This window comes from Sinorhizobium sp. BJ1 (assembly GCF_002531555.1).
Lineage (GTDB): Bacteria > Pseudomonadota > Alphaproteobacteria > Rhizobiales > Rhizobiaceae > Sinorhizobium > Sinorhizobium fredii_B.
In genome coordinates this window covers 1-22,661 of the sequence record NZ_NWTH01000008.1, presented here as the reverse complement: position 1 = coordinate 22,661, position 22,661 = coordinate 1, and the positions used below count along the sequence as shown (strand labels likewise).

Below are 22,661 nucleotides of genomic sequence, written 5' to 3'. Positions count from 1 at the left end.
GTGCGTCGAAGGCTTCCTCCCATTCGCCTATATTCTGCGCAGTTCGAGCACAAGTAAATGGCGACTTTTCGGGCGGCTAAGCGGGCCGCCCTCCGCCGTTTTTTCCCGGACAGGCGAATCCCGCAGGCGATATCCGTTTCACGCAGCCTTTTTTGAACTCCGCCATTCCGGACAGTTGATGGACAGGTTTAGAAGCACAACATCCCGTCCCCGCGAGCGCTATCTGCTCGCGATCATTCGAAAGGGATATGAATGGAACGGCGTGAATTCCTCCGGGGCCTGGCCTTGCTTGCCGCTTGCCCGCTGTGCGTCAAGACGGCTTACGCCGCCGAAGGCGTGCATTGGAGCTATGAAGGCGAAGAGGGCCCGGAGCATTGGGGCACCTTGAGCAAGGAGAACAGTGCCTGTTCGGCCGGCTCGCAGCAATCGCCGATCGACATCACGGGCGCGATCAAGGCCGACATCCCGGATCTCGCGACCGACTGGAAGAGCGGCGGCACGATCCTCAACAACGGTCATACGATCCAGGTGAAGGCCGCCGGCGGCACGTTCAAGCGCGGCGACAAGACCTACGATCTGGTGCAGTACCATTTCCACGCGCCGAGCGAGCATCTGGTCGACGGCAAGAGCTTCCCGATGGAAGTGCATTTCGTCCACAAGAATGCCGAAACCGGTGCGCTGGGCGTACTCGGTGTTTTCCTTGTCCCCGGTGTGGCGAATTCGACCTTCGCGAGCCTCGCGGCGAAGTTCCCGCAAGAGGCCGGCGAAGAGGTTGCACTCGACGCCGTCGACCCGAAGGGCCTCCTTCCTTCCTCGCTCAAATACTGGGCCTATGAGGGATCGCTCACCACACCGCCCTGCAGCGAGATCGTCGACTGGATGGTGGCTATGGAACCGATCGAGGTCGACCAGGCCGACATCAAGAAGTTTACAGCGCTCTATTCGATGAATGCACGGCCGGCTGTCGCCGGCAACCGCCGTTACGTTCTGAGCTCCAGCTGATCAGCGCTTTCAGCGGCCGTCGCTTCTCCTGACGGCCGCCGGCCCACCCCGGCAGGCTTGCCTTGCCGGGGTGGTTTCCTTTCCCGCCCTCAGCGATGCTTGCGAAACGCGCCCTTCGCTGCAAATGTCCTCCTGGACGAAAAGAGCCAGCAACGAGGGCATAATGTTCGATCTTAACGGCAAGACTGCGCTGGTCACGGGCGGCGGACGCGGGCTCGGCCTGGAAATGGCAAAGGCGCTCGCCAAGGCCGGCGCCTGGACGGTGATCAACGGCCGCAACCGGCAAAGTCTCGCAGAGGCGCGCGAGCGGCTTGCCAGCGACGGTGTTGCGGTCGGCATCGCGCCTGGCGATATCACCCGGGATGTCGGAGCGATCCTCGCCGAGGCGACCGCGAGGACCGGCCAGCTCGATATTCTCATTCATGCGGTTGGCGAGCGGGACAGGCGAGGCACCGATGCGATGGAGCCGGAGGATTTTGCGCAGCTCCTGAACACCGATCTGACCGCGGCCTATGCCGTCGCGAGGACCGCCCTTCCGCATCTGCAGCGTTCCACGGCCGGCCGGCTGATCTTCGTCACGTCGATCGCCGCCGTCGCCGCCCGGGCCGGCGACCCGGCCTATACGGCGGCCAAAGGCGGATTGTCGGCGCTGACGCGCTCGCTTGCGGTCGAGCTCGGCGCCGACAATCTGACGGTCAACGCCATCGCGCCCGGCTGGTTCGCGACCGAGACCAACGCGCATCTCGCCGCCGACCCGGCACTCCAGGCCTTCGTCGAGGTGCGCATTCCGCTGAAACGCTGGGGACGCCCCGAGGAGATTGCGCCTGCCGCCGTCTTCCTCGCCTCACCGGCGGCAAGCTTCGTCAACGGCATTACACTTACCGTGGATGGGGGCATGACCGTGCAGATGTGAGGCCGTCCCCACCAACCCTGAGCTGATGCGTTGGTTTGCGGCGACCCCCGCTATCGCGGAACAACAACTGCGAGCTGCGTGGGGCAGCACCCCCCTCTGCCCTGCCGGGCATCTCCCCACAAGAGGGAGATCGGCTGGAAGCACCGCCCCGCTTGACACTTAAATCGCAAATGCCACGTCATAAAGTCTAGCGGTTGGGTTGAAGGGCAATTGTTGAACGAGAGGTTGCTGCTTGCCAATCTCCCTCTTGTGGAAGAGATGCCCGGCAGGGAAGAGGGGTATCAACACCGCCTACGCGCTTTGGACGCGCAAGCGCACGCCTACCCGCCCTTGACCTCCTCATGGCCGCGCAGCATGCGGATCAGGCCGGAGAAATCCTCTCCGCCATGACCGAGCTTGTCGAAGAGGCTGTAGAGCTGCGCCGCCTGCGCGCCCATCGGCGTCGTCGCACCGCTGGCGCTTGCCGCTTGCTGCGCCAGCATCAGGTCCTTGAGCATCAGGCTCGCCATGAAGCCAGGCTTGTAGTCGTTGTTGGCCGGCGAGGCCGGCACGGGGCCTGGCACCGGGCAATAGGACGTCAGCGACCAGCACTGGCCGGACGAGGTGGATGCCACATCGAAGAGCGCCTGGTGCGACAGGCCGAGGCGTTCGGCGAGCACGAAGGCTTCGCAGACTGCCGCCATCGACACGCCGAGTATCATGTTGTTGCAGATCTTGGCGGCCTGCCCGGCACCGGCATCGCCGCAATGAACGATCTTCTTGCCCATCGCTTCGAGCAGGTGCTTGCCGCGGGAAAAGGCACCGTCGCTGCCGCCCACCATGAAGGTGAGCGTAGCAGCGGCGGCACCCGCTGTACCGCCGGATACCGGCGCATCGAGCGACGGGCAGCCGGCCTTGTCGGCGAAGCCGTGGACCTTGCGCGCACTTTCGACGTCGATCGTCGAACTGTCGATGATCAGCGTGCCCGGATCGACGAAGCCGAGCAATTCGTCCCAGACATAGATGACGTGCGATCCCGCCGGCAGCATGGTGATGACGCATTCGGTTTCGCGCACCGCCTGGGAGATCGATCCGGCGACGGAAACGCCCGACTTGGCGGCCGCGTTACGCGAGGCTTCCGACAGGTCGAAGCCGCTGACTGCGTGGCCCGCCTTCACCAGATTGGCGGCCATCGGGCCGCCCATATTGCCAAGCCCGATAAAGGCGATCTTCGTCATCTTGCCTCTCCTCCTCCACTCACATCTTGCGTCCAGGGCGCGCTCCGAGGCGCCGTCGTGCTCAGGCGCCGGCAAAAAGCGGCGCGCCGTTATAGCGTTCGAAGCGCGCGAGCATTTGCGGCGTGACCTCATGAAGCCCGACCGACCATTTCGGATTGCGATCCTTGTTGATCACCGCGGCGCGCACGCCCTCGTAAAAGTCCGGGTTCGACAGCATGGCGACGCAGCCCGCATATTCGCGCTCGAGGCACGCGTTCAGCGTCGCGCTGTCGCGTCCGGCTCTCAGCAGCGACAGGGTGAGCTTCAGGCTGATGGCCGAGCGGGTCTTGAGGAGTTCGACCGTCTCACGCGCGAAGTCCGAGCCGTCCTCTTCGAGAGCCGCGAAGATTTCCTCGACCGTCTCGTAGGCGAAGCAGCGATCGATGAGCGCAACATGATCAAGCAGAGCCGAGGCCGGCGCCTCCCCAGAGACGGCGCGAATCGCCGCGGAAACATCCTCCGCGGTCGCCGACGGCGGCAGATCGACAAGCGACGCTATGAGCGCGTCGACGTTCTCGGACAGGACGAAGCTGTCGGCGAGCCGCGCGTAGATAGCCGCCGCAGCACCGACATCGCGGCCGGTGAGACCGAGGTAGGTGCCGAACTCGCCCGGCGCGCGCGGCAGGAGCCAGGTCGCCCCCACGTCGGTGAAATAGCCGATCCCCGTTTCCGGCATGGCGAACCGCGTTCTCTCGGTGACGATGCGGTGGCTGCCATGTGAGGAAATACCGACGCCGCCGCCCATGACGATGCCGTCCATGATGGCGATATAGGGCTTGCCATAAGCAGCAATGCGGCTGTTGACGATGAACTCCTCGCGCCAGAATTGCGCCCCTTCCTCGGGCCGTTCGCGGCCGCTTTCGTAGATCATGCGGATATCGCCGCCGGCGCAAAGGCCACGCTCGCCCTCGCCCGTCACGAGGACGGCGGCAATCGACGGGTCGCGCTCGAATTCGGTGAGCGCCGCGTCGATCGCCCGGATCATTGCCTGGTTGAGGCTGTTCAGCGCGCGCGGCCGGTTGAGCCGGAGCCTGCCGATCGCGCCTTGGCGTTCGACGATGACGTCCGGTAGAGCGGTCTGCATCTCCATGGAGTGCCCTTCCTATTTCCGTCCCATGACGGCGCGCGACACGATCAGCCGCATGATCTCGTTGGTGCCTTCGAGTATCTGGTGCACCCTCAGGTCCCTGACAATCTTTTCGACGCCGTAATCGGCGAGATAGCCATAGCCGCCATGCAATTGCAGCGCGTCGTTGGCGACGGCGAAGCAGCGGTCGGTGACAAAGCGCTTGGCCATGGCGCAGAGCTTGGTCGCCTCCGGATCCGCGGCATCGAGCGCTGCGGCCGCCCTCCAGAGGAAGGTGCGGGCGATCTCGAGATCGGTCGCCATGTCGGCAAGCCGGAACTGCAGCGCCTGGAATTCGCCGATCGCTCTGCCGAAGGCGTGGCGCTCCTGGACATAGGCGAGCGCCTTGTCGAAGGCGGCCTGGGCACCGCCGAGCGAGGCGGCCGCGATGTTCAGCCGGCCGCCGTCGAGGCCAGCCATGGCGATCCTGAAGCCTTCGCCCTCGGCCCCCAGCCGGTTCTCCGCCGGCACGCGGACATTGTCGAGCATCACCGCCCGCGTCGGCTGGGCATGCCAGCCCATTTTCTTCTCGTTGGCTCCGAAGGTGAGGCCGGCCATGTCCTTGTCGACGACGAAGGCGGAAATGCCCTTCGGGCCCTCCTCGCCGGTGCGGGCCATGACGATGTAGCGGCCGGATTCGCCGGCCCCGGAAATGAACTGCTTCTGACCGGTGATGAGGTAGGCGTCGCCGTCGCGCACGGCCTTGGTCTTCAGCGCCGCCGCGTCCGAGCCGGAACTCGGCTCGGTCAGGCAGTAGCTCGCCAGGATCTCCATGGTGAGGAGCGGCGGCAGTAACCGCTGGCGCTGCTCTTCCGTCCCGTAGCGGTCGATCATGCCGGCGCACATGTTGTGGATCGATACGAAGGAAGCGATTGCCGGGCAGCCGGTCGCCAGCGCCTCGATGATCATCGCAGCGTCGAGGCGGGCCAGCCCCGTCCCCCCGACGTCGTCGCTGACATAAATGCCCGCCATGCCGAGGGCGGCGGCGGAGCGCAGCGTCTCCACCGGAAAATGCTTCTGCTGGTCCCAGTCGATGGCATGGGGCGCGAGCTCGTCCCGCGCAAAATCGAGCGCCATCGCGCGGATGGCTTCCTGCTCTTCCGACAGGCGAAAATCCATATGCATGTCCTCCCTGACCCGCATAGTGACGAGGTGGCGCTGTAGTTACACCAAATCTCGAACAGGCACAGACGCAAATTCTCACAGTATCTGTTCAAAAACGAACAGGCCGCGAGAACGAGGCAGCTTAGTTCTCACTCAGACGATACGGCAGAGAGCCGCGCATGTCATGGTCGACGATCAGCTTGCGTTTCAGCGGCGGCACGGCGCGGCTGGCGCAATTGCTGCGCTCGCAGATGCGGCAGGAAATGCCGATCGGATCGAAGGCGGCGCGGTTGCCGAGGTCCATATCGTCGGCATAGACGAAGGCGTCGGCGTAGGAGATTTCGCAGCCGAGCGCCAGCGCATAGCGTGGATGCGCGGCGCGGTAACCGCCGCCGCCCTTGGTGATCTGGGTCGCGAGACAGAGATAGCGCACGCCGTCCGGCGTCTCGGCGAGCTGGCGGATGATGCGGCCCGGCGTCTCGAAGGCCTGGTGCACGTTCCAGAGCGGGCAGGCCGCGCCGAAGCGGGCGAATTGCAGCTTGGCGGCACTGTGTCGCTTGGTGATGTTGCCGGCCCGGTCGATGCGCGCGAAGAAGATGGGGATGCCCTTCTGCCCGGGCCGCTGCAGCGTCGACAGGCGGTGGCAGACCTGCTCCAGCGAGGCACCGAAGCGGGCGGCGATGAGCTCGATGTCGTGGCGGAGTTCCCGCGCCGCCTTGAGGAAGGGCTGATAGGGCAGGATGAGCGCGCCGGCGAAATAGTTCTGCAGGCCGATGCGACAGATCTCGTGGGCTTCCTCGGTGCGGAAGCCGGCGCTGCCGGCAATCCGGTCGATTTCCTCGCAGGCGTGTAGCTGGGCGATCTGCAGCGCCAACTGGAAGTCGCGGGTCGGCGCCGGCGCGTAGGGGTTCAAGGTCAGGATCCGGGCGCGCGGATCGAAGCGGCGTATCGCCTCGTCGCCGACCGCACCGCGCACGACACGCACGCCGTGCCGCTGTTCGAGATAGCCAGTCAGTGCGGCGTGATTGTCGCCCTCCCCGAGGACGAGCTCGCCCGCCAGCCGCTCGGCCAGCGTATCGATTTCGTGGATGTAGTTGTCGACGAAATGGAAGAAGTCGCGAACCTCCTCGTAAGGCGTCGTCTCGACGAAGGAGGCGTCGCGGCCGATCGTATCGTCAATGCTCGCGAGCTGTTCGCTGTTGCGGCGATAGGCCTGGTGGCACTTGATCAGCGCATGCGCCAGCCCCGGCGCGTTCTGCGTGACGAGCTTCAGCTCCTGCAGGCTCGGCAGATAGGTCTCGAAGAGCGGATCGCTCAGCGCCTCCGAGAGGGCCGAGAGCAGCCGGTCGCCCTCGCCGGTGGAAAGCTCGGCGATGTCGATCTGGAACTTTTCCGCAAGCGCAAGCAGCACCGCCGCCGAGACCGGACGCTGGTTGTTTTCGATCTGGTTGAGGTAGCTGGTCGAGATGCCGATGCGCTCGGCAAATTGTCCCTGCGTCGCGCGGTTTGCTTCTCTGACTTCCCTGACCTTGCGGCCGATATAGAGCTTGCCGATCGCCATCTTCGCAACTTTGCAAATTACATATCGCAATATTCTATATTCCACATTTGCACATGATCGACCGTTTTGAAAGTCGGCCTTCGGCGCTATTGCGATCCTACAGCGCCGCGCGTCTGATCAGACGCGCAAAGGTCGCTGTAGCACTTTTGAATTGCTGCATGTTTTTTTCCTTAAATCGGCTACGATTTAAGGAAACATGCAGCACCGAAGCCTCTGCACAATCAGCAAAAAATGGGAGGAGAGCGATGCGCGCCATACTTGAACAAGTCGAGGCCCGGCGGGCCGAGGCAAAGGCCGGCGGCGGCGAGCGCCGCGTCGCTGCGCAGCACGGCAAGGGCAAGCTGACCGCCCGGGAACGCATCGACGTCCTGCTCGACGAGGGTTCCTTCGAAGAATACGACATGTATGTGACGCATCGCTGCGTCGACTTCGGCATGGAAAGCCAGAAGGTGCCGGGCGACGGCGTCGTCACCGGCTGGGGCACGATCAACGGCCGGCAGGTCTATGTGTTTTCGCAGGACTTCACCGTGCTCGGCGGCTCGCTTTCCGAGACGCACGCGCAGAAGATCTGCAAGATCATGGACATGGCTGCCCGCAACGGCGCCCCGGTGATCGGCCTCAACGACTCCGGCGGCGCACGCATCCAGGAAGGAGTCTCCTCGCTTGCCGGCTATGCCGAGGTCTTCCGCCGCAACGCCGAGGTATCCGGCGTCATCCCGCAGATCTCGGTGATCATGGGTCCCTGCGCCGGCGGCGCGGTCTATTCGCCGGCGATGACCGACTTCATCTTCATGGTGCGTGACAGTTCCTACATGTTCGTAACCGGCCCGGACGTGGTGAAGACGGTGACGAACGAGATCGTCACGGCGGAAGAGCTTGGCGGCGCCCGCACCCATACGAGCAAGTCCTCGGTCGCCGATGGCGCCTATGAGAACGACATCGAGGCGCTCGAACAGGTGCGCCTGCTCTTCGATTTCCTGCCGCTCAACAACCGCGAAAAGCCGCCGGTCCGGTCCTTCCATGACGACCCCGCACGCCTCGAGATGCGTCTCGACAGCCTCATCCCGGAAAGCGCCGCCAAGCCCTACGACATGAAGGAACTGATCCTCGCCGTGGCCGACGAAGGCGACTTCTTCGAGCTGCAGGCGGATTTCGCCCGCAACATCATCACCGGCTTCATCCGCATCGAGGGCCAGACGGTCGGCGTCGTCGCCAACCAGCCGATGGTGCTCGCCGGCTGCCTGGACATCGACTCGTCGCGCAAGGCGGCCCGCTTCGTGCGCTTCTGCGACGCCTTCTCGATCCCGATCCTGACGCTTGTCGACGTGCCCGGCTTCCTGCCCGGCACCGCCCAGGAATATGGCGGCGTCATCAAGCACGGCGCCAAGCTGCTCTTCGCTTACAGCCAGGCGACCGTGCCGATGGTGACGCTGATCACCCGCAAGGCCTATGGCGGCGCCTATGACGTCATGGCCTCGAAGCACATCGGCGCCGACGTCAACTATGCCTGGCCGACGGCCGAGATCGCCGTAATGGGCGCCAAGGGCGCGACCGAGATCCTCTACCGCTCCGAACTCGGCGACCCGGAGAAGATCGCCGCCCGCACCAAGGAATACGAGGAGCGCTTCGCCAATCCCTTCGTCGCCGCCGAGCGCGGCTTTATCGACGAGGTGATCATGCCGCACTCCTCCCGCCGCCGCATCGCCCGCGCCTTCGCCTCGCTTCGCAACAAGCAGCTCGAGACGCGCTGGCGCAAGCACGACACAATTCCGCTGTGATGGAAATCATGGGACCGAAGCCGCCATTTCGGATCATGCCTGAAGCCGCCAACAGCGATCACCGGCCGGTGCTGCGGCACTTGGTGATGACTGCCCTCTCCGGCGTGCTCGCCGGGGCGATTGCCGCCGGGGCGCTGATGATGCTCGACGTCGGCTCCGTCGGAACCCTGGTGGCGCGCTCGACCGACCCGTTGCGTGCCGCTGCGACGGTGGTTGTGCCCTTCGCCCTTATCGGCGCGGCTGCGGGCGCCACGATTGGCTTGCTGCCCTATTTGCGAAAACTCCGGCGATGACGCGACAGAAAGAACTCAAAGAGAAGCGTATGTTCAAGAAAATCCTCATCGCCAATCGCGGCGAAATCGCCTGCCGCGTCATCCGCACCGCCAAAAAGCTCGGCATTGCGACCGTCGCCGTCTATTCGGATGCCGACCGCGACGCCATGCATATGCGCCTGGCGGACGAGGCCGTGCATATCGGCCCGTCGCCCTCCAGCCAGTCCTACATCGTCATCGACAAGCTCCTCGAGGCAATTCGCAAGACCGGTGCTGATGCCGTCCATCCGGGCTACGGCTTCTTGTCCGAAAACGCCGCCTTTGCCGAGACGCTGGAGAAGGAAGGCATCACCTTCATCGGGCCGCCGGTTGGCGCGATAAAGGCGATGGGCGACAAGATCACCTCGAAGAAGATCGCCGCCGAAGCGGATGTCTCGACCGTTCCCGGCCACATGGGGCTGATCGACGATGCGGACGAGGCCGTGCGGATCGCCTCGGCCATCGGCTATCCGGTGATGATCAAGGCGTCGGCCGGCGGTGGTGGCAAGGGCATGCGGATCGCCTGGAACGAGCGGGAGGCACGCGAGGGCTTCCAGTCGTCGAAGAACGAGGCGATGAGCTCCTTCGGCGACGACCGCATCTTCATCGAGAAATTCGTCACGGAGCCGCGCCATATCGAGATCCAGGTGCTCGGCGACATGCACGGCAACACACTTTATCTCGGCGAGCGCGAATGCTCGATCCAGCGGCGGAACCAGAAGGTCATCGAGGAGGCGCCCTCGCCGTTTCTCGACAAGAAGACGCGGCGCGCCATGGGCGAGCAGGCCGTCGCGCTCGCCAAGGCCGTCGGCTATCACTCGGCCGGCACCGTCGAATTCATCGTCGATGCCGACCGCAACTTCTACTTCCTCGAGATGAACACCCGCCTGCAGGTCGAGCATCCGGTGACGGAGCTTGTCACCGGCCTCGATCTCGTCGAGCAGATGATCCGGATCGCCGCCGGCGAGAAACTCGCCTTCCGTCAGGACGACGTCAAGCTCGACGGCTGGGCGATCGAAAGCCGGCTCTATGCGGAGGACCCCTGCCGCAACTTCCTGCCGTCGATCGGCCGGTTGACGCGCTACCGCCCGCCCGAGGAGGGCCGGCAGGACGACGGCACGATCATCCGCAACGACACCGGCGTGTTCGAAGGCGGCGAGATATCGATGTATTACGACCCGATGATCGCCAAGCTCTGCAGTTGGGCACCGGATCGGGCGACGGCCGTCGAGGCGATGGCGGATGCGCTCGACGCGTTCGAAGTCGAGGGCATCGGCCACAACCTGCCCTTCTTGTCCGCGGTGATGCAGCAGCAGCGGTTCCGAGAGGGGCGGCTGACAACAGCCTATATCGCCGAAGAATTCGCTGAAGGCTTCCGGGGCGTCGCGCCGGACGAGGCATCGGCGATAAAACTCGCCGCCGTAGCGGTCGTCATCAACCAGGCCCTGCAGGAACGCGCCAGCCAGATTTCCGGGACGATCGGCAACCATCGTCGGGTCGTCGGCCAGGAGTGGGTGGTGAACTTTGCCGAGCGCGAATTCCAGGTGACGGCCGGCGTCTCGGCCGACGGCGCCCATGTCCGCTTCGCCGATGAAAGGGCGATTTCCGTCGCCACCGACTGGGTACCCGGCCGCACCCTCGCCACCTTCAACATCGACAATCAGCCGATGGCGGTGAAGGTCGACCTCGCAGGAACCGGGATCCGCTTGCGCTGGCGCGGCATCGATGTGGTCGCTCGGGTGAGAAGCCCTCGGGTCGCCGAGCTTGCCCGGCTGATGCCCAAGAAGCTGCCGCCGGACACCTCGAAGATGCTGCTCTGCCCGATGCCCGGCGTCGTGACGTCGATCTCCGTCAAGGCCGGCGAGACGGTCGAGGCCGGCCAGTCGCTCGCCGTCGTCGAGGCGATGAAGATGGAAAACATCTTGCGCGCGGAGCGGCGCGCCAAGGTGAAACGCGTCGCGATTGACGCCGGCGCGAGTTTGGCGGTGGACGAGTTGATCATGGAGTTCGAGTGATGGCGGCGGTGCGGGCGGAAATTGCGTTTGCGGGGTCGATACCCCCCTCTGCCCTGCCAATCTCCCCCACGAGGGGGGAGATTGGCAGGAAGCAAGCTACCCCATTCCTCGATTTGACAACGTCGGCCGCATCGGAACAGTTTAAAGTGGCGCAATACCGCGCCTCCCCTATCTCCCACCTTGGCGGGGAGATGCCCGGCAGGGCCGAGAGGGGTGCCGCCGACTCCGACGAAATACGCGAATGGATGGAGTGGCGTCGATGACTGACAAGACCCGCAAGGACTGGGAAACCCTCGCCGAGAAGGAGCTGAAAACCTCCCCCGAAAACCTCGTCTGGCACACGCCGGAAGGCATCGAGGTCAAGCCGCTCTACACGCGCGATGACCTTGAAGGCATCGGCCCGCTCGACTCCCTGCCCGGCTTCGAGCCCTTCCTGCGCGGTCCCCGCGCCACCATGTATGCCGGCCGGCCCTGGACGATCCGGCAATATGCCGGCTTCTCGACGGCGGAAGCATCCAACGCCTTCTACCGCAGGAACCTTGCCGCCGGCCAGCAGGGCGTTTCGGTTGCCTTCGATCTCGCCACCCATCGCGGCTATGACAGCGATCACCCGCGCGTCGAGGGCGACGTCGGCAAGGCGGGCGTGGCGATCGACTCGGTCGAGGACATGAAGATCCTGTTCGACGGCATTCCGCTCGAGAAGATCTCGGTATCGATGACCATGAACGGCGCGGTGATCCCGATCCTCGCCTCCTTCATCGTCGCCGGCGAGGAACAGGGCGTCTCCCGCGACAAGCTATCCGGGACCATCCAGAACGACATCCTCAAGGAGTTCATGGTCCGCAACACCTATATCTACCCACCGGAACCGTCGATGCGGATCGTCGCCGATATCATCGAATATACGGCGAAGGAGATGCCGAAGTTCAATTCGATCTCGATCTCCGGCTATCACATGCAGGAGGCCGGCGCGACGCTGGTGCAGGAGCTTGCCTTCACGCTGGCTGATGGGCGCGAATATGTGCGCGCCGCGCTTGCCAAGGGGCTGAACGTCGACGACTTCGCCGGGCGGCTGTCCTTTTTCTTTGCGATCGGCATGAATTTCTTCATGGAGGCGGCAAAACTGCGCGCCGCGCGGCTGCTCTGGACGCGGATCATGAAGGAGTTCGAGCCGAAAAAGGCATCGTCGCTGATGCTCAGGACCCACTGCCAGACCTCCGGCGTGTCGCTCGCCGAGCAGGATCCCTATAACAACATCATCCGCACCGCCTTCGAGGCGATGTCGGCGGTGCTCGGCGGCACGCAATCGCTGCACACCAATTCCTTCGACGAGGCGCTCGCGCTGCCGACCGAGTTTTCCGCCCGCATCGCCCGCAACACGCAGTTGATTCTCCAGCACGAGACCGGGGTGACGAAGGTCGTCGATCCGCTGGCCGGCTCCTATTACGTCGAGAGCCTGACGAACGAGCTTGCCGAAAAAGCCTGGGCGCTGATCGAGGAGGTGGAAGCGCTCGGAGGCATGACCAAGGCGGTCAATGCCGGCCTGCCGAAGCGACAGATCGAGGAGGCCGCGACCCGACGACAGGCGGCGGTCGATCGGGGCGACGAGGTCATCGTCGGTGTCAACAAGTATAGGCTCGAGAACGAAGAGCCAATCGATATCCTCGAGATCGACAATTCGGCCGTCCGCACGGCGCAGATCAAGCGGATCGAGGAGACCAAACGCCGCCGGGATTCGCGCGAAGTGACGGAGGCGCTGGGCGCGCTCGCCGAGGCGGCGCGGAGCGGCAAGGGCAATCTGCTCGCCGCTGCGGTCGAAGCCGCCCGGGCGCGCGCCACCGTCGGCGAAATCTCCGATGCGATGCGGCAGGCCTTCGGCGATTACACCGCTATTCCCGAAGTCGTCACCGACATCTACGGCAAAGCCTATGAGGGCGACCCGGAGCTTGGCGTCCTTTCCGGGCGGCTCGGCGAGGTCACGAAGCGCCTCGGCCACAAGCCGAAGATCATGGTCGCCAAGCTCGGCCAGGACGGGCACGACCGCGGCGCCAAGGTGATCGCCTCGGCCTTCGGCGATATCGGCTTCGACGTCGTCGCCGGCCCCCTGTTCCAGACGCCGGACGAGGCGGCCGAGCTGGCGCTCGCCGAGGAGGTCACCGTCGTCGGCGTCTCCTCGCTCGCCGCCGGCCACAAGACGCTGATGCCGCAGCTGGCGCAAGCGCTAAACAGACGCGGTGGCGAAGACATCATCGTCGTCTGCGGCGGCGTCATTCCGCGGCAGGACTATCAGTATCTGATGGACAACGGCGTCTCCGCCGTCTTCGGCCCCGGAACCCACGTGCTCGATGCGGCGCGCGCGGTGCTCGATCTGATCGAAGGCAAGCGCCGCAACGTTTGAAGACGACAGATGCAGGGCAATCCCAGCAGCGCTCGCCGCGAGGCGAGGACCGTGATCTGCACGCGCCGGTCGGGATCCCGCCGACTTGGCCCGCTTTACCTCGGCCCGTTTTGAACTACTATCATCGCTGTAGCGGATAACTGCGTCCGCAAAGGCTACCGCCAGAGGGAACGCATGCATATCGGCAAACCCCAAGTGGCGATCACCCGCATTTGCCATGCAACTGCGGACAGCGTCGAGGTGCGCGGCCAAGATCTCTGCCGCGACCTGATGGGACGGCTGAGCTTTACCGAGTATTTCTACCTGCTGCTGACCGGCCGGGAACCTACGGACAATCAGCGCTACTTTCTCGATCTGCTGCTCATTGCCATCGCCGAACACGGCATGATGCCGACGGTTCAAGCGGCGCGGATGACGCTCGCCGCCGAACCGGACTCGCTGCAGGGCGCCTTGGCGGCAGGACTGCTCGGCTGCGGCCCTGTGCTGGTCGGAACGTCGGAGCGATGCGGCAAGCTGCTGGCGCAGGCGCAGGCTCGCGTCTCGGCCGGCAACGACCCCAAGGCGGTCGCGGTCGAAATGCTGCAGGACATCCGCAAGGCCGGCGGCAAGCTGCCGGGCTTCGGCCATCCGGTGCATCGCCCGACCGATCCGCGCGCCGAACGTATTCTCGAGCTCGCCGACGCGCGCGGCATCAGCGGACCGCATGTGCGCATGGCGCGGGACCTCCGCGCCGTGGCTGCCGAGGTTTGGGGAAAGCCCCTGGTGATGAACGTTTCGATGCCGATCGCCGCCGTGCTTCTGGATCTCGAGTTTCCCGTTGCGATGATCAAGGCGGTGCCGTTGCTGGCCCGTGCGGGCGGTCTTCTCGCCCACCTCGCCGAGGAACAGCAAAACCCCATCGGTTTCACCTTGGCGGCGCATGCGGAAGCGGCAGTCAGCTATCAGAACGACGAGGGCGGCGGCTGATCATGCTCGAGCCCGATGTCGAGACGCTCCCCTGGCGCGACCAGATCCGGTCGGATGACGCGCTTTACCGAAACCAAGTCGCATACCTCATGGCGCACTCGCGCTTCTATCAACTGAAGCTCCGGGAGGCAGGCTTCGACACGGCCGAAAAGATCGGCGGACTTGATGCGATCGCCGACCTTCCCCTGACCGAGAAAAGCGAGATCCGGGCGAGTTGCAGTGAAGCCGAGCCGATGGGGACGCATGTAGCAACGTCGATGGACCGGATTGTCCGCATCTTCTCGACAAGTGGAACGACAGGGACGCCGAGCTATATTCCGTTGACGGCGCAGGATCTCGACAATTGGGTGACGACATCCACCCGCAGCTATTCGGCCTCGGGGATCGCTCAAGGAGAGGCGATCGTTTCGACCTACAATGCCGGGCCCTTCGTTGCCGGCGCAGCGCTCGGCGCCTTCGACCGGCTGGGCATGTGCCATATCCCGGTCGGCACGGGCAACACCGAGCGGCTGATGGCCGCCATTCGGCTGTTAAAACCCTCGGCAGCGGTGATGACGCCATCCTACGCGGCCTATCTCGCCGAATGGGCCGCCGATCGCGGCTTCGATCTCAAAGGCTCAAGCGTCCGTCGGCTGCTTGTCGCCGGCGAACCCGGCGGCGGCGAGCCGAAACTGCGGGCGCGCCTTGAAGAAACATGGGGCGCAAAGGTCACGGAGGCCATGGGCATCGGCGACATCGGTGTGTCGCTGTGGGGCGAATGCGAGGAACAATGCGGCATGCATCTTGCCGCCCGCGGCTTTGTTCATGCGGAACTGATAGATCCCGAAACCGAAGCGCCGATCGCCCTTGAAGATGGCGCGAAAGGCGAGCTGGTCCTCACCCATCTTCGCCATCAGGCCGCGCCGATGCTGAGGTTTCGCACGCGTGACCATGTCGAGATCTGGACATCGACCTGCCGGTGCGGGCGTACCGCGCCGCGCGTGCGCTGCATCGGCCGGACGGACGACTTGCTGATCGTCCGTGGCGTGAATGTCTTTCCTTCAGCTATCCGGGACGTGGTGAACGAGTTTGCGCCGACCGTCAGCGGCGTCATCCTGATAACGCCCGCCGCCGCCGGCGCCAGACAGGAGCCGCCCTTGCCTGTTTCGGTGGAACTCGCCAGCGATTGCCAAGGCGCCCCGGAGCTTGCCGCCAGGATCCAGAAGCGCATCCGCGACGTGCTCGTCGTTTCCACGCGGATAGACATCGTACCCTGGGGAACGCTCAATCGGAGCGAATACAAGTCGAAACTCGTTCAGCATCAATCGGGATAAGGAACAGCGGAGCGGCTTTCCGCCCGCTGGAAAGAAGAATGGGAGGCTGGCAAATGCGAAAGCTTCAATCGCAGGGGGTCCATCACATCACGCTTGTCGGCGCGGACCGGCAGACATCGATCGACTTCTGGGAGGGCATTCTCGGCATGCCCTTCATTTTCGAGCAGCCGAACCTCGACAGGGCGTCCGAAAGCCATCTCTACTTCGACCCGGGCGACGGGCGGCTCATCACCGTCTTCACCGACGAGAACCGCAGGCCCGATCCGAAACGCACATCGACGGATATCGGCTGCGTCCACCACATCGCCTTCGCCGTCTCGCGCGCGACATTCCACCAGGCCGTCGAGCGCCTCGACGAGCGGACCATCAAGCACAGCGGCGTGAAAGATCGCGGTTTCATGGACTCGATCTATTTCGAGGACCCGCTCGGCCTCTTGGTCGAACTCGCCTCCTATCGCTTCGAGCCGCCGGCCGGCCACACCCATGCCGATGTGCTGATGGAGGCGCACAGCATCAGGCTGGCGCGCGGCGACTACGCCATCGCCGAAGTGCACCTCGCCGATGCGATCGAGGCGCTGGTCGAGAGCGCGCGGCCGACGCTGTCGGCTGACCGCGCACCGAAGGACCCATACGGATCATCATGATCGCGGCAGTGTTCGATACAACCTACGGAAACAGAGGGAGGAACGCAGATGGCAACGACAAAGCTCAACGTGATCAAGCCCAGCGTCAACAACATGACGGTGCGGGTGTTTCTGAGAGCGGCAAAGCTCGACTTTACCGAACATGATGTCTACGGGCAGACGCGCTCCGCCGAATATCTGGCGCGGGCGCCTTCGCACCTGACGCCGATGATCGAAACGGCGGACCTGCCCAAGGGCGCGCTCTGGGAAAGCTGCGCGATCATGCAGTATCTCTGCAACAAGCACGGGCTCGACCAGTTCTATCCGAAAGACCCCGAAGCGCGCGCGATGATCGACAGCGCCATGTTCTACCTGATCGGCACCTTCTATCCCTATCTCGCACGGGCGACCTACCCGGCTCTGAATTTCCCCCAATATCCGGGCGAAGTCGGCTTCAGCGACGCGGACGCCGAAACCAAGGAACGGGCACGCACGGCCGCCGCGGAGGCGCTCGCCGAACCGCTCGAGGTTTTCCGCGTCTTCTATATGGGCGACAAGCCGTTCATCGGCGGCGACAGGCCGTCGATCGCGGATATAAGGCTTGCCTCAACGCTCGAGTTCCTGGCGGCGATCGATTACGCTCTGCCGGACTGGGCGAAGACTTATGTATCGGCGATGGAAAAGTCGCTTGGCGAAGCTTACAGCGAGCCGGCCGCCGACGTCCGCGGCTATATCGACTATGTAAAGTCATTGTAGGTATGCACTTCACCAGACGAGGAGGATTATGCCGGTTGCGCCGAGCGCCAGTGTCCAGAGGCGATCGAAATTGATCCATGCGGAGCGCAAGCCGGCGAGGCCGAGCCAGCTAAAGACGACCAAGGCAATTGCCGCGATCACGGTGAGCATGGCGCCTGTATGGACCGCCACGGCCGCAAGCGAAACGGAAAGCGAGCCGGCCATGCCGGCCTGATCCGCAAGGCACAGGCTCAGGACCGAGGGCACCAGCATCAGTCCGGCGCCATGGCTCGTCGCCATCAGGAAGGACCAGGCCGCAAGCCCGGCCATGCCGGCGCGCATGCCGACCCTGACGCGGTGGCGGTGTCCGTAGATTGCCAGATAGCCGGTGAAAGCCAGGATGAAGGCGGCGGCGACAAGCTGCAGGCTGCGCAGATCCATGACTGCCCCGAATGCGACCATCACCGCGAGCACCGTCGCGATGGACGCGGCATGGCCGACGGCGATCGGCAGAAGAGACAGCCAAACGGTCCGCGCACTTTGCCGATGCAGCCCGAGCGCCACGGCGAAAAGCCAGCCCATCGCCGGGTTGGCGCCGTGAAACGCCCCGAGACCGGCCAAGGATAGCCAGGGCCAGAAATCCATTATCCACTCCGGCGGGACATAGTTCTGCTCCTCAGGGATAGCAGTAGGAATCGGAGGAGCAGTCGCCACCTTCGAGCCGAACCTGATGCGGGCGGTGGCCCTTTGGCCAATCCACGAAGAAGGCGTCGTCGAAGGAAATGCCGCCATTGTCGCCGACATCCAGTTTCACCATCCAGCCGTCGATACCCTCCGGATAGAATTGCGGATCGATGGCGCCGTAGAGCGAATTGGTGAAATAGACCCGCTTGCCGTCGCGGCTGATCTCCACCATCTGCGGTCCACCGTTCAGGGCGCCGTTCGATGCCTTCGGGTGGGTTGAGCGCGAGACGATCCCGCCGATCCGCACCCGGCCGGTCTCTTTCGGCGCAAGAGGATCGGAAACATCGTACTGGATCATGTCGCCGGTGCCCCAGCATGACACGTAGAGGAAACGGTCATCCATCGAGAGATCGATATCGGTCACCAGCGGCGCGACCGCATTGAAGCCCTTGAGCACGGGTGGCAGAAGATCCGGATCGGCGGGCTCCGCCGGGATTTCGATCACTTTCTTGACGGCCCACTGGTTGCCCTCGCGATACCAGGTCCAGATCGACGCGGAGAGGTCCTTGAGGCTGATGACGCAGCCGACGAAGCCGTAGGCCTTGGTCGGATCATGGGCCGGGCGCAATTCGAAGACGAGCTGATGCTCCTCGCCGAAATCGATCTCCTGCAGGTGCTTGCGCGTATGCAAATCCCAGAAATGCAGCCTGCGGCCGTACTGCGAGCCGAGAAGCACTTCCGGAACGAGACCATTCTCGAAGGTATCGGGCGTCCCCCATTCGCTGGTGATCAGCGTGTCGTGACCGAGATGCCACCAGAAGTCATAGGCGAGCTTCTGCGGACCGCGGTCCATTTCCCATTGCCCAAGCACGTCGAAACTGTCGTGGTCGAGCAGGAAGATGCCGCCGGGCGCCTTGCCGTCTCGATCCGCGAGCGCATTGACGTAGATGCCCTCGGGCCCGCAATGGGTCGTATGCAGCCGCGAATAATTGGCCCGTTCGGCGATCTCCGCCGGCTCGATGACGCGGACGATCTGCGGGTTCCGAGGATCGGGCTTTGTATCGATGATGTGCAGCCGCGACGATCTCAAGCCCGGCACGACGAGATAGCGGCGCTCGACATGCGGATGCGGCGCGTTCGGACACAGGCAGGACGAGCAGGCATTCCAGCCGAAATGGTGAAGCTCGTCGCCGACATTCGGCATGTCCACCTGCCCGACGATCTGAGAATAGCTCGACGATGCCGGGTCGACGTCGACGACGGCGATCGCGTCCGGTCGTTGCCGCTCGGGATCGAAGGCGGCGACATAGGCAAGCGTCTCTTTCGGCGCCTTTGCGGCCATGCGCGGAGATGGATAGAAGGAGGGATCGGGTCGCCACGTCGTCATTTCGTTTCTCCCCAGGGAGACAATGCATGGATCCTGATGCAAGCTTAGTAGATGCGGCAGAAAGTCGTCGTAAATGCGGCGTCTTTGCCTTACTTGGGATCGCGGTGAGCGGAGGCAAAGCAAGACAGATGGAAGAATTCGAATTCGACGCGGAGCTCTGGCTCTATCCGGGCAAGGGCGGCTGGCATTTCGTCACGCTGCCGGCAGACATTGCCGGGCAGATCAAGTTCTTGGCCGAACCGAAAAAGCGCGGATGGCGGAGCGAAGCTGTGAACGTTAGTACGGGCAGGACCGAATGGACGACGTCGATCTTCCCGGACAAGGCCTCGGGTTCCTTTCTCCTGCCGGTGAAGGCGGAGGTTCGGCAGAAAGAGAAACTGGCCGCCGGCCAATCCATTCGGATCAAGCTGTCGTTGGACGACGCTTAAGTCTCGATCCGGAGCTTCATCCGGTCGGCGGCAAAGCGGCTACGGGCGTATTCGACCGGCCGACCGTCGAGGTCGGCGTTGACCGAACGGGCTTCCAGGACGATCGCTCCCGGTGAAAGCTGGAGCAGCGCAAGTTCGTCTGCATCGGCGTGCCGCGCGACGATCTCCGTCGAGGCGCGGACATAGTCGCTGAGCCCCTGGGCGGCGAAGGCCTTGGTGACGGAGCCGAGGCGGGCATATTCCTCGGCCATCCGGGGGAAACGATCTGCGGGAAAATAACTGATCGACACCGAGAGCGGGCGGCCGTCGCCGCTGCTGACGGTACGCAATTCGACGAGCGGCGTGCCGGGTGAAAGGCCAAGCGCCGCAGCAATCTCGCCACTCGCCGGCACCTGGCCGTGCGCCAAGAGGCGGGTGCCGATTTCCTTTACCTGCCGACCAAGCCCCTGCGAGAAGCGGGTGCGGCGGGAGATCGGATAGGTGACCCTCTCCTTGCGCTCGATCAGCGTGCCGCGGCCCTGCACGGCACGCACCAAGCCCTCGTCGGCAAGCGCCGCCAGCGCGGTGCGCACCGTGTGGCGGTTGACGCCGAACTCCTGCGCCAGTGCCGTCTCGGGCGGCACCATGCCTATCGCGTCGTAGTCGCCAGTGCTGATTGCCAGCCGTATGCGGTCGGCGATCTGCCTCCAGAGCGCTACGCCCGTCTGCCGCTCGACCGTCTTTCTGACTGCCACTTTTGCCACCGATGTCACAAGCCTGTCATTTCCGAACGCTAGGGAATGGTATAAGATGTATAGTTGTCTAGATCAATAGACATTTTAGGTGAAGCGAATGGACGCGAAGCAGAAACATGATACCCCGCCGGAAGCCGCGGATCGCAAGGAAGGGATGCGGCTTCTGGCCCGCGCCACTCTTGCGGAATTGTCCGCCGCCTGGCAGGCGATCTCCGACAAGCCGGAGGTGGCGCCGGTGCGCGGCCCGGAGACGGGGCTCGTCATGGTGCGCGGCCGCATTGGCGGCGGCGGCGATCCCTTCAATCTCGGCGAGGCGACGGTGTCGCGCGCCACGATTCGGCTTTCGACCGGCGAGGTCGGCCACGGCCAACTGCTCGGCACCGACAAGGAGCACGCCCGCTATGCGGCAATCTTCGACGCACTCCTTCAGAACGAGGCTCGCCGCCCGGCGGTCGAAGCGCTGCACCGGCTGATCGCCGCCCGTCTCGAGGTCGAAGACCGACAGAAAGCCGAGGAAACGGCGGCGACCCGTGTGGACTTTTTCACCATGGTGCGGGGAGAGGATTGATGACCCCACATTCGCAAATCTACGCCGGCGCCTTCGCCGACCCGGTATTCGCGGCGCAATCCGTCTTCCGCTCGCTGATGGACAGTTTTGCCCGACCGGGCAGCCTCGGCCGCCTGCCGGCTTCGGCCTTACCGCCCTCGCCTCTTGGTAACGCGAGCGGCGCGGTGGCACTGACGCTCTGCGACCACGACACCCCTGTCTGGCTCTCGCCGGCGCTCACCAAATCCGCCGTCCCGCAGTGGATCGCCTTCCATACCGGCGCAGGCATAGCCGAGGCCAAGGACGAGGCGCACTTCGCCTTCGTCGAGAAGGGGGCAGCGGTCCCTGGCTTCGACCAGTTCGCCCTCGGCACGCAGGAATATCCCGACCGCTCGACGACGCTGGTCGTCGAGGTCGAGGCACTGACTGGCGGTGCGCCGCTGGTCGCCCGTGGACCGGGTATCAAGACGGAGACAGTCGTCGCGCCAATTGGGCTGCCGGACGTCTTTCTCGATTTCTGGACTGCCAACCGGGCGATCTTCCCGCGCGGCATCGACTTGATCCTGACGGCGGAGGACGCGGTGCTCTGCCTGCCGCGCACGGCCAAACTCGAGCGGGAGTAAGAGCATGTACGTAGCCGTCAAAGGCGGGGAAGCCGCCATTGCCAACGCCCACCGCCTGCTTGCCGACCGCCGCCGCGGCGACCGGTCGCTGCCGTCGATCACCATCGAGCAGGTGGTCGAGCAACTCGGCCTTGCCGTCGACCGCGTCATGGCCGAAGCCTCGCTCTACGACCGCGCCCTTGCGGCTCTTGCCGTGCGCCAGGCCCGCGGCGATATGATCGAGGCGATCTTCATCCTGCGCGCCTACCGCACGACGCTGCCCCGCTTCGGCTATTCCGAGCCGGTCGACACCGCGAACATGAAGGTCGAACGGCGCGTCTCGGCGACCTACAAGGATCTGCCCGGCGGCCAGCTTCTTGGCCCCACCTTCGACTATACCCACCGCCTGCTCGATCCATCGCTGATCGGTGAAGAGCCGGTCGCGGCACCGGCCGTGAAGGAGCCCGGCGAACACGTCATGCGCGTCTCGGACATTCTCGATGGCGAGGGTCTGATCGAAGGCGACGGAGAGATGCCGTACGGTCACATGGCCGGCGACCTGACACGCGAGCCGATGGAGTTCCCGATGCCGCGCGACCTGCGCCTGCAGGCGCTTGCCCGCGGCGACGAAGGTTTCCTGCTGGCGCTTGCCTATTCCACCCAGCGCGGTTACGGCCGCACACATCCCTTCGTCGGCGAGGTGCGGATCGGCGAGGTCGAGGTGGAACTCGATCTGCCGGAATTGGGTTTTGCCGTTTCGCTTGGGGTCATCCGTGTCACCGAATGTCAGATGGTCAACCAGTTCAAGGGTTCGGCCAAGCAGCCGCCGCAGTTCACCCGCGGCTACGGCCTCGTCTTCGGCCAGAGCGAGCGGAAAGCCATGTCGATGTCGCTCGTCGACCGGGCGCTCAGGACGGACGAGTTCAGCGAGGACATCGTCGCCCCGGCACAGGACCAGGAATTCGTCATCTCGCACGCCGACAACGTCCAGGCGACCGGCTTCGTCGAGCACCTGAAGCTGCCGCATTATGTCGACTTCCAAGCCGAGCTCGACCTGGTCAGGCGCATGCGCCGCGAATATGAAGCCGCCCGCGTCGGCGGCGGGGACGGCATGAAGGAGGCCGCTGAGTAATGGAAAAGTCAAGCCGCTTTTCGGTTGGGATCGAATGCCTGTCTGG

The 22,661-nt window shown here is 64.3% G+C and carries 21 protein-coding genes; 14 read left to right on the top strand and 7 right to left on the bottom strand.

Features of this window, described 5'->3' with window-relative positions; genetic code table 11:
* The first annotated feature begins 252 nt into the window (after nt 1-252).
* A complete protein-coding gene (locus tag CO676_RS13355; protein WP_097521402.1) occupies nt 253-1,002 on the top strand; it encodes a carbonic anhydrase in 750 nt (249 codons plus the stop codon).
* Nucleotides 1,003-1,165: 163 nt separating this feature from the next.
* A complete protein-coding gene (locus CO676_RS13350; protein WP_014762324.1) occupies nt 1,166-1,915 on the top strand; it encodes an SDR family oxidoreductase in 750 nt (249 codons plus the stop codon).
* Nucleotides 1,916-2,235: 320 nt separating this feature from the next.
* Here the strand turns inward: CO676_RS13350 and mmsB are convergent, their stop codons facing one another.
* The 4 genes from mmsB to CO676_RS13330 all read right to left on the bottom strand — a co-directional run bounded on the left by mmsB (nt 2,236) and on the right by CO676_RS13330 (nt 6,962).
* Entirely contained in the window at nt 2,236-3,132 is an 897-nt protein-coding gene (gene mmsB, locus CO676_RS13345) for a 3-hydroxyisobutyrate dehydrogenase (protein WP_014762325.1), read from the bottom strand.
* A 61-nt stretch (nt 3,133-3,193) separates the two neighbouring features.
* Complete coding sequence (locus CO676_RS13340; protein ID WP_097521401.1) at nt 3,194-4,261, bottom strand: enoyl-CoA hydratase/isomerase family protein; 1,068 nt, start codon at nt 4,259-4,261, stop codon at nt 3,194-3,196.
* Between the two features lie 12 nt (nt 4,262-4,273).
* On the bottom strand, nt 4,274-5,416 hold the full coding sequence (locus CO676_RS13335; protein WP_179875482.1) for an isobutyryl-CoA dehydrogenase: 1,143 nt from the start codon (nt 5,414-5,416) through the stop codon (nt 4,274-4,276).
* 127 nt (nt 5,417-5,543) lie between these two features.
* Nucleotides 5,544-6,962 (bottom strand): XRE family transcriptional regulator, encoded by a 1,419-nt coding sequence (locus CO676_RS13330; protein ID WP_097521399.1) that lies wholly within the window; start codon nt 6,960-6,962, stop codon nt 5,544-5,546.
* 245 nt (nt 6,963-7,207) lie between these two features.
* On the opposite strand from CO676_RS13330, the gene CO676_RS13325 reads away from it, so the two are divergent.
* The 8 genes from CO676_RS13325 to CO676_RS13285 all read left to right on the top strand — a co-directional run bounded on the left by CO676_RS13325 (nt 7,208) and on the right by CO676_RS13285 (nt 17,122).
* Nucleotides 7,208-8,740: an acyl-CoA carboxylase subunit beta gene (locus CO676_RS13325; protein ID WP_097521398.1), complete on the top strand. Its 1,533-nt coding sequence runs from the start codon at nt 7,208-7,210 to the stop codon at nt 8,738-8,740.
* Between the two features lie 8 nt (nt 8,741-8,748).
* Nucleotides 8,749-9,033: a hypothetical protein gene (locus CO676_RS13320; protein ID WP_097521581.1), complete on the top strand. Its 285-nt coding sequence runs from the start codon at nt 8,749-8,751 to the stop codon at nt 9,031-9,033.
* Nucleotides 9,034-9,062: 29 nt separating this feature from the next.
* A complete protein-coding gene (locus CO676_RS13315) occupies nt 9,063-11,066 on the top strand; it encodes an acetyl/propionyl/methylcrotonyl-CoA carboxylase subunit alpha (RefSeq protein WP_179875481.1) in 2,004 nt (667 codons plus the stop codon).
* Nucleotides 11,067-11,325: 259 nt separating this feature from the next.
* Nucleotides 11,326-13,464 carry a methylmalonyl-CoA mutase gene (scpA, locus tag CO676_RS13305; RefSeq protein WP_097521395.1) on the top strand — a complete coding sequence of 713 codons (2,139 nt, stop codon included), beginning with the start codon at nt 11,326-11,328 and terminating at the stop codon, nt 13,462-13,464.
* A gap of 174 nt (nt 13,465-13,638) precedes the next feature.
* The gene (locus CO676_RS13300) at nt 13,639-14,430 is read left to right on the top strand and encodes a citryl-CoA lyase (protein ID WP_097521394.1); all 792 of its coding nucleotides are present in this window, start codon (nt 13,639-13,641) and stop codon (nt 14,428-14,430) included.
* 2 nt (nt 14,431-14,432) lie between these two features.
* Complete coding sequence (locus CO676_RS13295) at nt 14,433-15,743, top strand: AMP-binding protein (RefSeq protein ID WP_179875480.1); 1,311 nt, start codon at nt 14,433-14,435, stop codon at nt 15,741-15,743.
* A 53-nt stretch (nt 15,744-15,796) separates the two neighbouring features.
* Nucleotides 15,797-16,387: a VOC family protein gene (locus tag CO676_RS13290; protein WP_097521579.1), complete on the top strand. Its 591-nt coding sequence runs from the start codon at nt 15,797-15,799 to the stop codon at nt 16,385-16,387.
* Between the two features lie 48 nt (nt 16,388-16,435).
* On the top strand, nt 16,436-17,122 hold the full coding sequence (locus tag CO676_RS13285) for a glutathione S-transferase family protein (protein ID WP_097521393.1): 687 nt from the start codon (nt 16,436-16,438) through the stop codon (nt 17,120-17,122).
* Between the two features lie 9 nt (nt 17,123-17,131).
* On the opposite strand, the gene CO676_RS13280 is transcribed toward CO676_RS13285, so the two are convergent.
* Together CO676_RS13280 and CO676_RS13275 are read right to left on the bottom strand one after the other, a co-directional pair.
* Complete coding sequence (locus CO676_RS13280; RefSeq protein WP_097521578.1) at nt 17,132-17,749, bottom strand: hypothetical protein; 618 nt, start codon at nt 17,747-17,749, stop codon at nt 17,132-17,134.
* A 28-nt stretch (nt 17,750-17,777) separates the two neighbouring features.
* Complete coding sequence (locus tag CO676_RS13275; protein WP_014762338.1) at nt 17,778-19,172, bottom strand: selenium-binding family protein; 1,395 nt, start codon at nt 19,170-19,172, stop codon at nt 17,778-17,780.
* Between the two features lie 26 nt (nt 19,173-19,198).
* Between CO676_RS13275 and CO676_RS13270 the strand changes: the two genes are divergently transcribed.
* Complete coding sequence (locus CO676_RS13270; protein ID WP_245424309.1) at nt 19,199-19,600, top strand: DUF1905 domain-containing protein; 402 nt, start codon at nt 19,199-19,201, stop codon at nt 19,598-19,600.
* Here CO676_RS13270 and phnF read toward each other — a convergent pair.
* On the bottom strand, nt 19,597-20,343 hold the full coding sequence (gene phnF / locus CO676_RS13265; RefSeq protein ID WP_097521577.1) for a phosphonate metabolism transcriptional regulator PhnF: 747 nt from the start codon (nt 20,341-20,343) through the stop codon (nt 19,597-19,599). The two genes, CO676_RS13270 and phnF, sit on opposite strands and share 4 nt — an antisense overlap.
* Before the next feature lie 88 nt (nt 20,344-20,431).
* On the opposite strand from phnF, the gene phnG reads away from it, so the two are divergent.
* From phnG to CO676_RS13250, 3 genes are read left to right on the top strand one after another with little or no spacing between them, the layout of a single operon-like run.
* On the top strand, nt 20,432-20,902 hold the full coding sequence (gene phnG, locus CO676_RS13260; protein ID WP_097521392.1) for a phosphonate C-P lyase system protein PhnG: 471 nt from the start codon (nt 20,432-20,434) through the stop codon (nt 20,900-20,902).
* Nucleotides 20,902-21,504, top strand: coding sequence for a phosphonate C-P lyase system protein PhnH (gene phnH, locus CO676_RS13255; RefSeq protein WP_097521391.1), 603 nt, complete (start codon nt 20,902-20,904; stop codon nt 21,502-21,504). The genes phnG and phnH overlap by 1 nt, the downstream gene beginning before the upstream one ends.
* A gap of 4 nt (nt 21,505-21,508) precedes the next feature.
* Entirely contained in the window at nt 21,509-22,615 is a 1,107-nt protein-coding gene (locus CO676_RS13250; RefSeq protein WP_097521390.1) for a carbon-phosphorus lyase complex subunit PhnI, read from the top strand.
* Nucleotides 22,616-22,661: the final 46 nt, after the last annotated feature.

Bases quoted from the DNA above. Each gene is read 5' to 3' on its own strand.
- CO676_RS13270 (WP_245424309.1), top strand. From the start codon at position 19,199: ATGGATCCTGATGCAAGCTTAGTAGATGCGGCAGAAAGTCGTCGTAAA.
- CO676_RS13330 (WP_097521399.1), bottom strand. From the start codon at position 6,962: ATGGCGATCGGCAAGCTCTATATCGGCCGCAAGGTCAGGGAAGTCAGA.
- CO676_RS13335 (WP_179875482.1), bottom strand. From the start codon at position 5,416: ATGGATTTTCGCCTGTCGGAAGAGCAGGAAGCCATCCGCGCGATGGCG.
- CO676_RS13350 (WP_014762324.1), top strand. From the start codon at position 1,166: ATGTTCGATCTTAACGGCAAGACTGCGCTGGTCACGGGCGGCGGACGC.
- CO676_RS13250 (WP_097521390.1), top strand. From the start codon at position 21,509: ATGTACGTAGCCGTCAAAGGCGGGGAAGCCGCCATTGCCAACGCCCAC.
- CO676_RS13295 (WP_179875480.1), top strand. From the start codon at position 14,433: ATGCTCGAGCCCGATGTCGAGACGCTCCCCTGGCGCGACCAGATCCGG.
- CO676_RS13300 (WP_097521394.1), top strand. From the start codon at position 13,639: ATGCATATCGGCAAACCCCAAGTGGCGATCACCCGCATTTGCCATGCA.
- CO676_RS13340 (WP_097521401.1), bottom strand. From the start codon at position 4,261: ATGGAGATGCAGACCGCTCTACCGGACGTCATCGTCGAACGCCAAGGC.
- CO676_RS13355 (WP_097521402.1), top strand. From the start codon at position 253: ATGGAACGGCGTGAATTCCTCCGGGGCCTGGCCTTGCTTGCCGCTTGC.
- CO676_RS13285 (WP_097521393.1), top strand. From the start codon at position 16,436: ATGGCAACGACAAAGCTCAACGTGATCAAGCCCAGCGTCAACAACATG.
- CO676_RS13325 (WP_097521398.1), top strand. From the start codon at position 7,208: ATGCGCGCCATACTTGAACAAGTCGAGGCCCGGCGGGCCGAGGCAAAG.
- CO676_RS13290 (WP_097521579.1), top strand. From the start codon at position 15,797: ATGCGAAAGCTTCAATCGCAGGGGGTCCATCACATCACGCTTGTCGGC.
- CO676_RS13275 (WP_014762338.1), bottom strand. From the start codon at position 19,172: ATGACGACGTGGCGACCCGATCCCTCCTTCTATCCATCTCCGCGCATG.
- phnH (WP_097521391.1), top strand. From the start codon at position 20,902: ATGACCCCACATTCGCAAATCTACGCCGGCGCCTTCGCCGACCCGGTA.
- phnG (WP_097521392.1), top strand. From the start codon at position 20,432: ATGGACGCGAAGCAGAAACATGATACCCCGCCGGAAGCCGCGGATCGC.
- CO676_RS13320 (WP_097521581.1), top strand. From the start codon at position 8,749: ATGGGACCGAAGCCGCCATTTCGGATCATGCCTGAAGCCGCCAACAGC.
- mmsB (WP_014762325.1), bottom strand. From the start codon at position 3,132: ATGACGAAGATCGCCTTTATCGGGCTTGGCAATATGGGCGGCCCGATG.
- CO676_RS13315 (WP_179875481.1), top strand. From the start codon at position 9,063: ATGTTCAAGAAAATCCTCATCGCCAATCGCGGCGAAATCGCCTGCCGC.
- scpA (WP_097521395.1), top strand. From the start codon at position 11,326: ATGACTGACAAGACCCGCAAGGACTGGGAAACCCTCGCCGAGAAGGAG.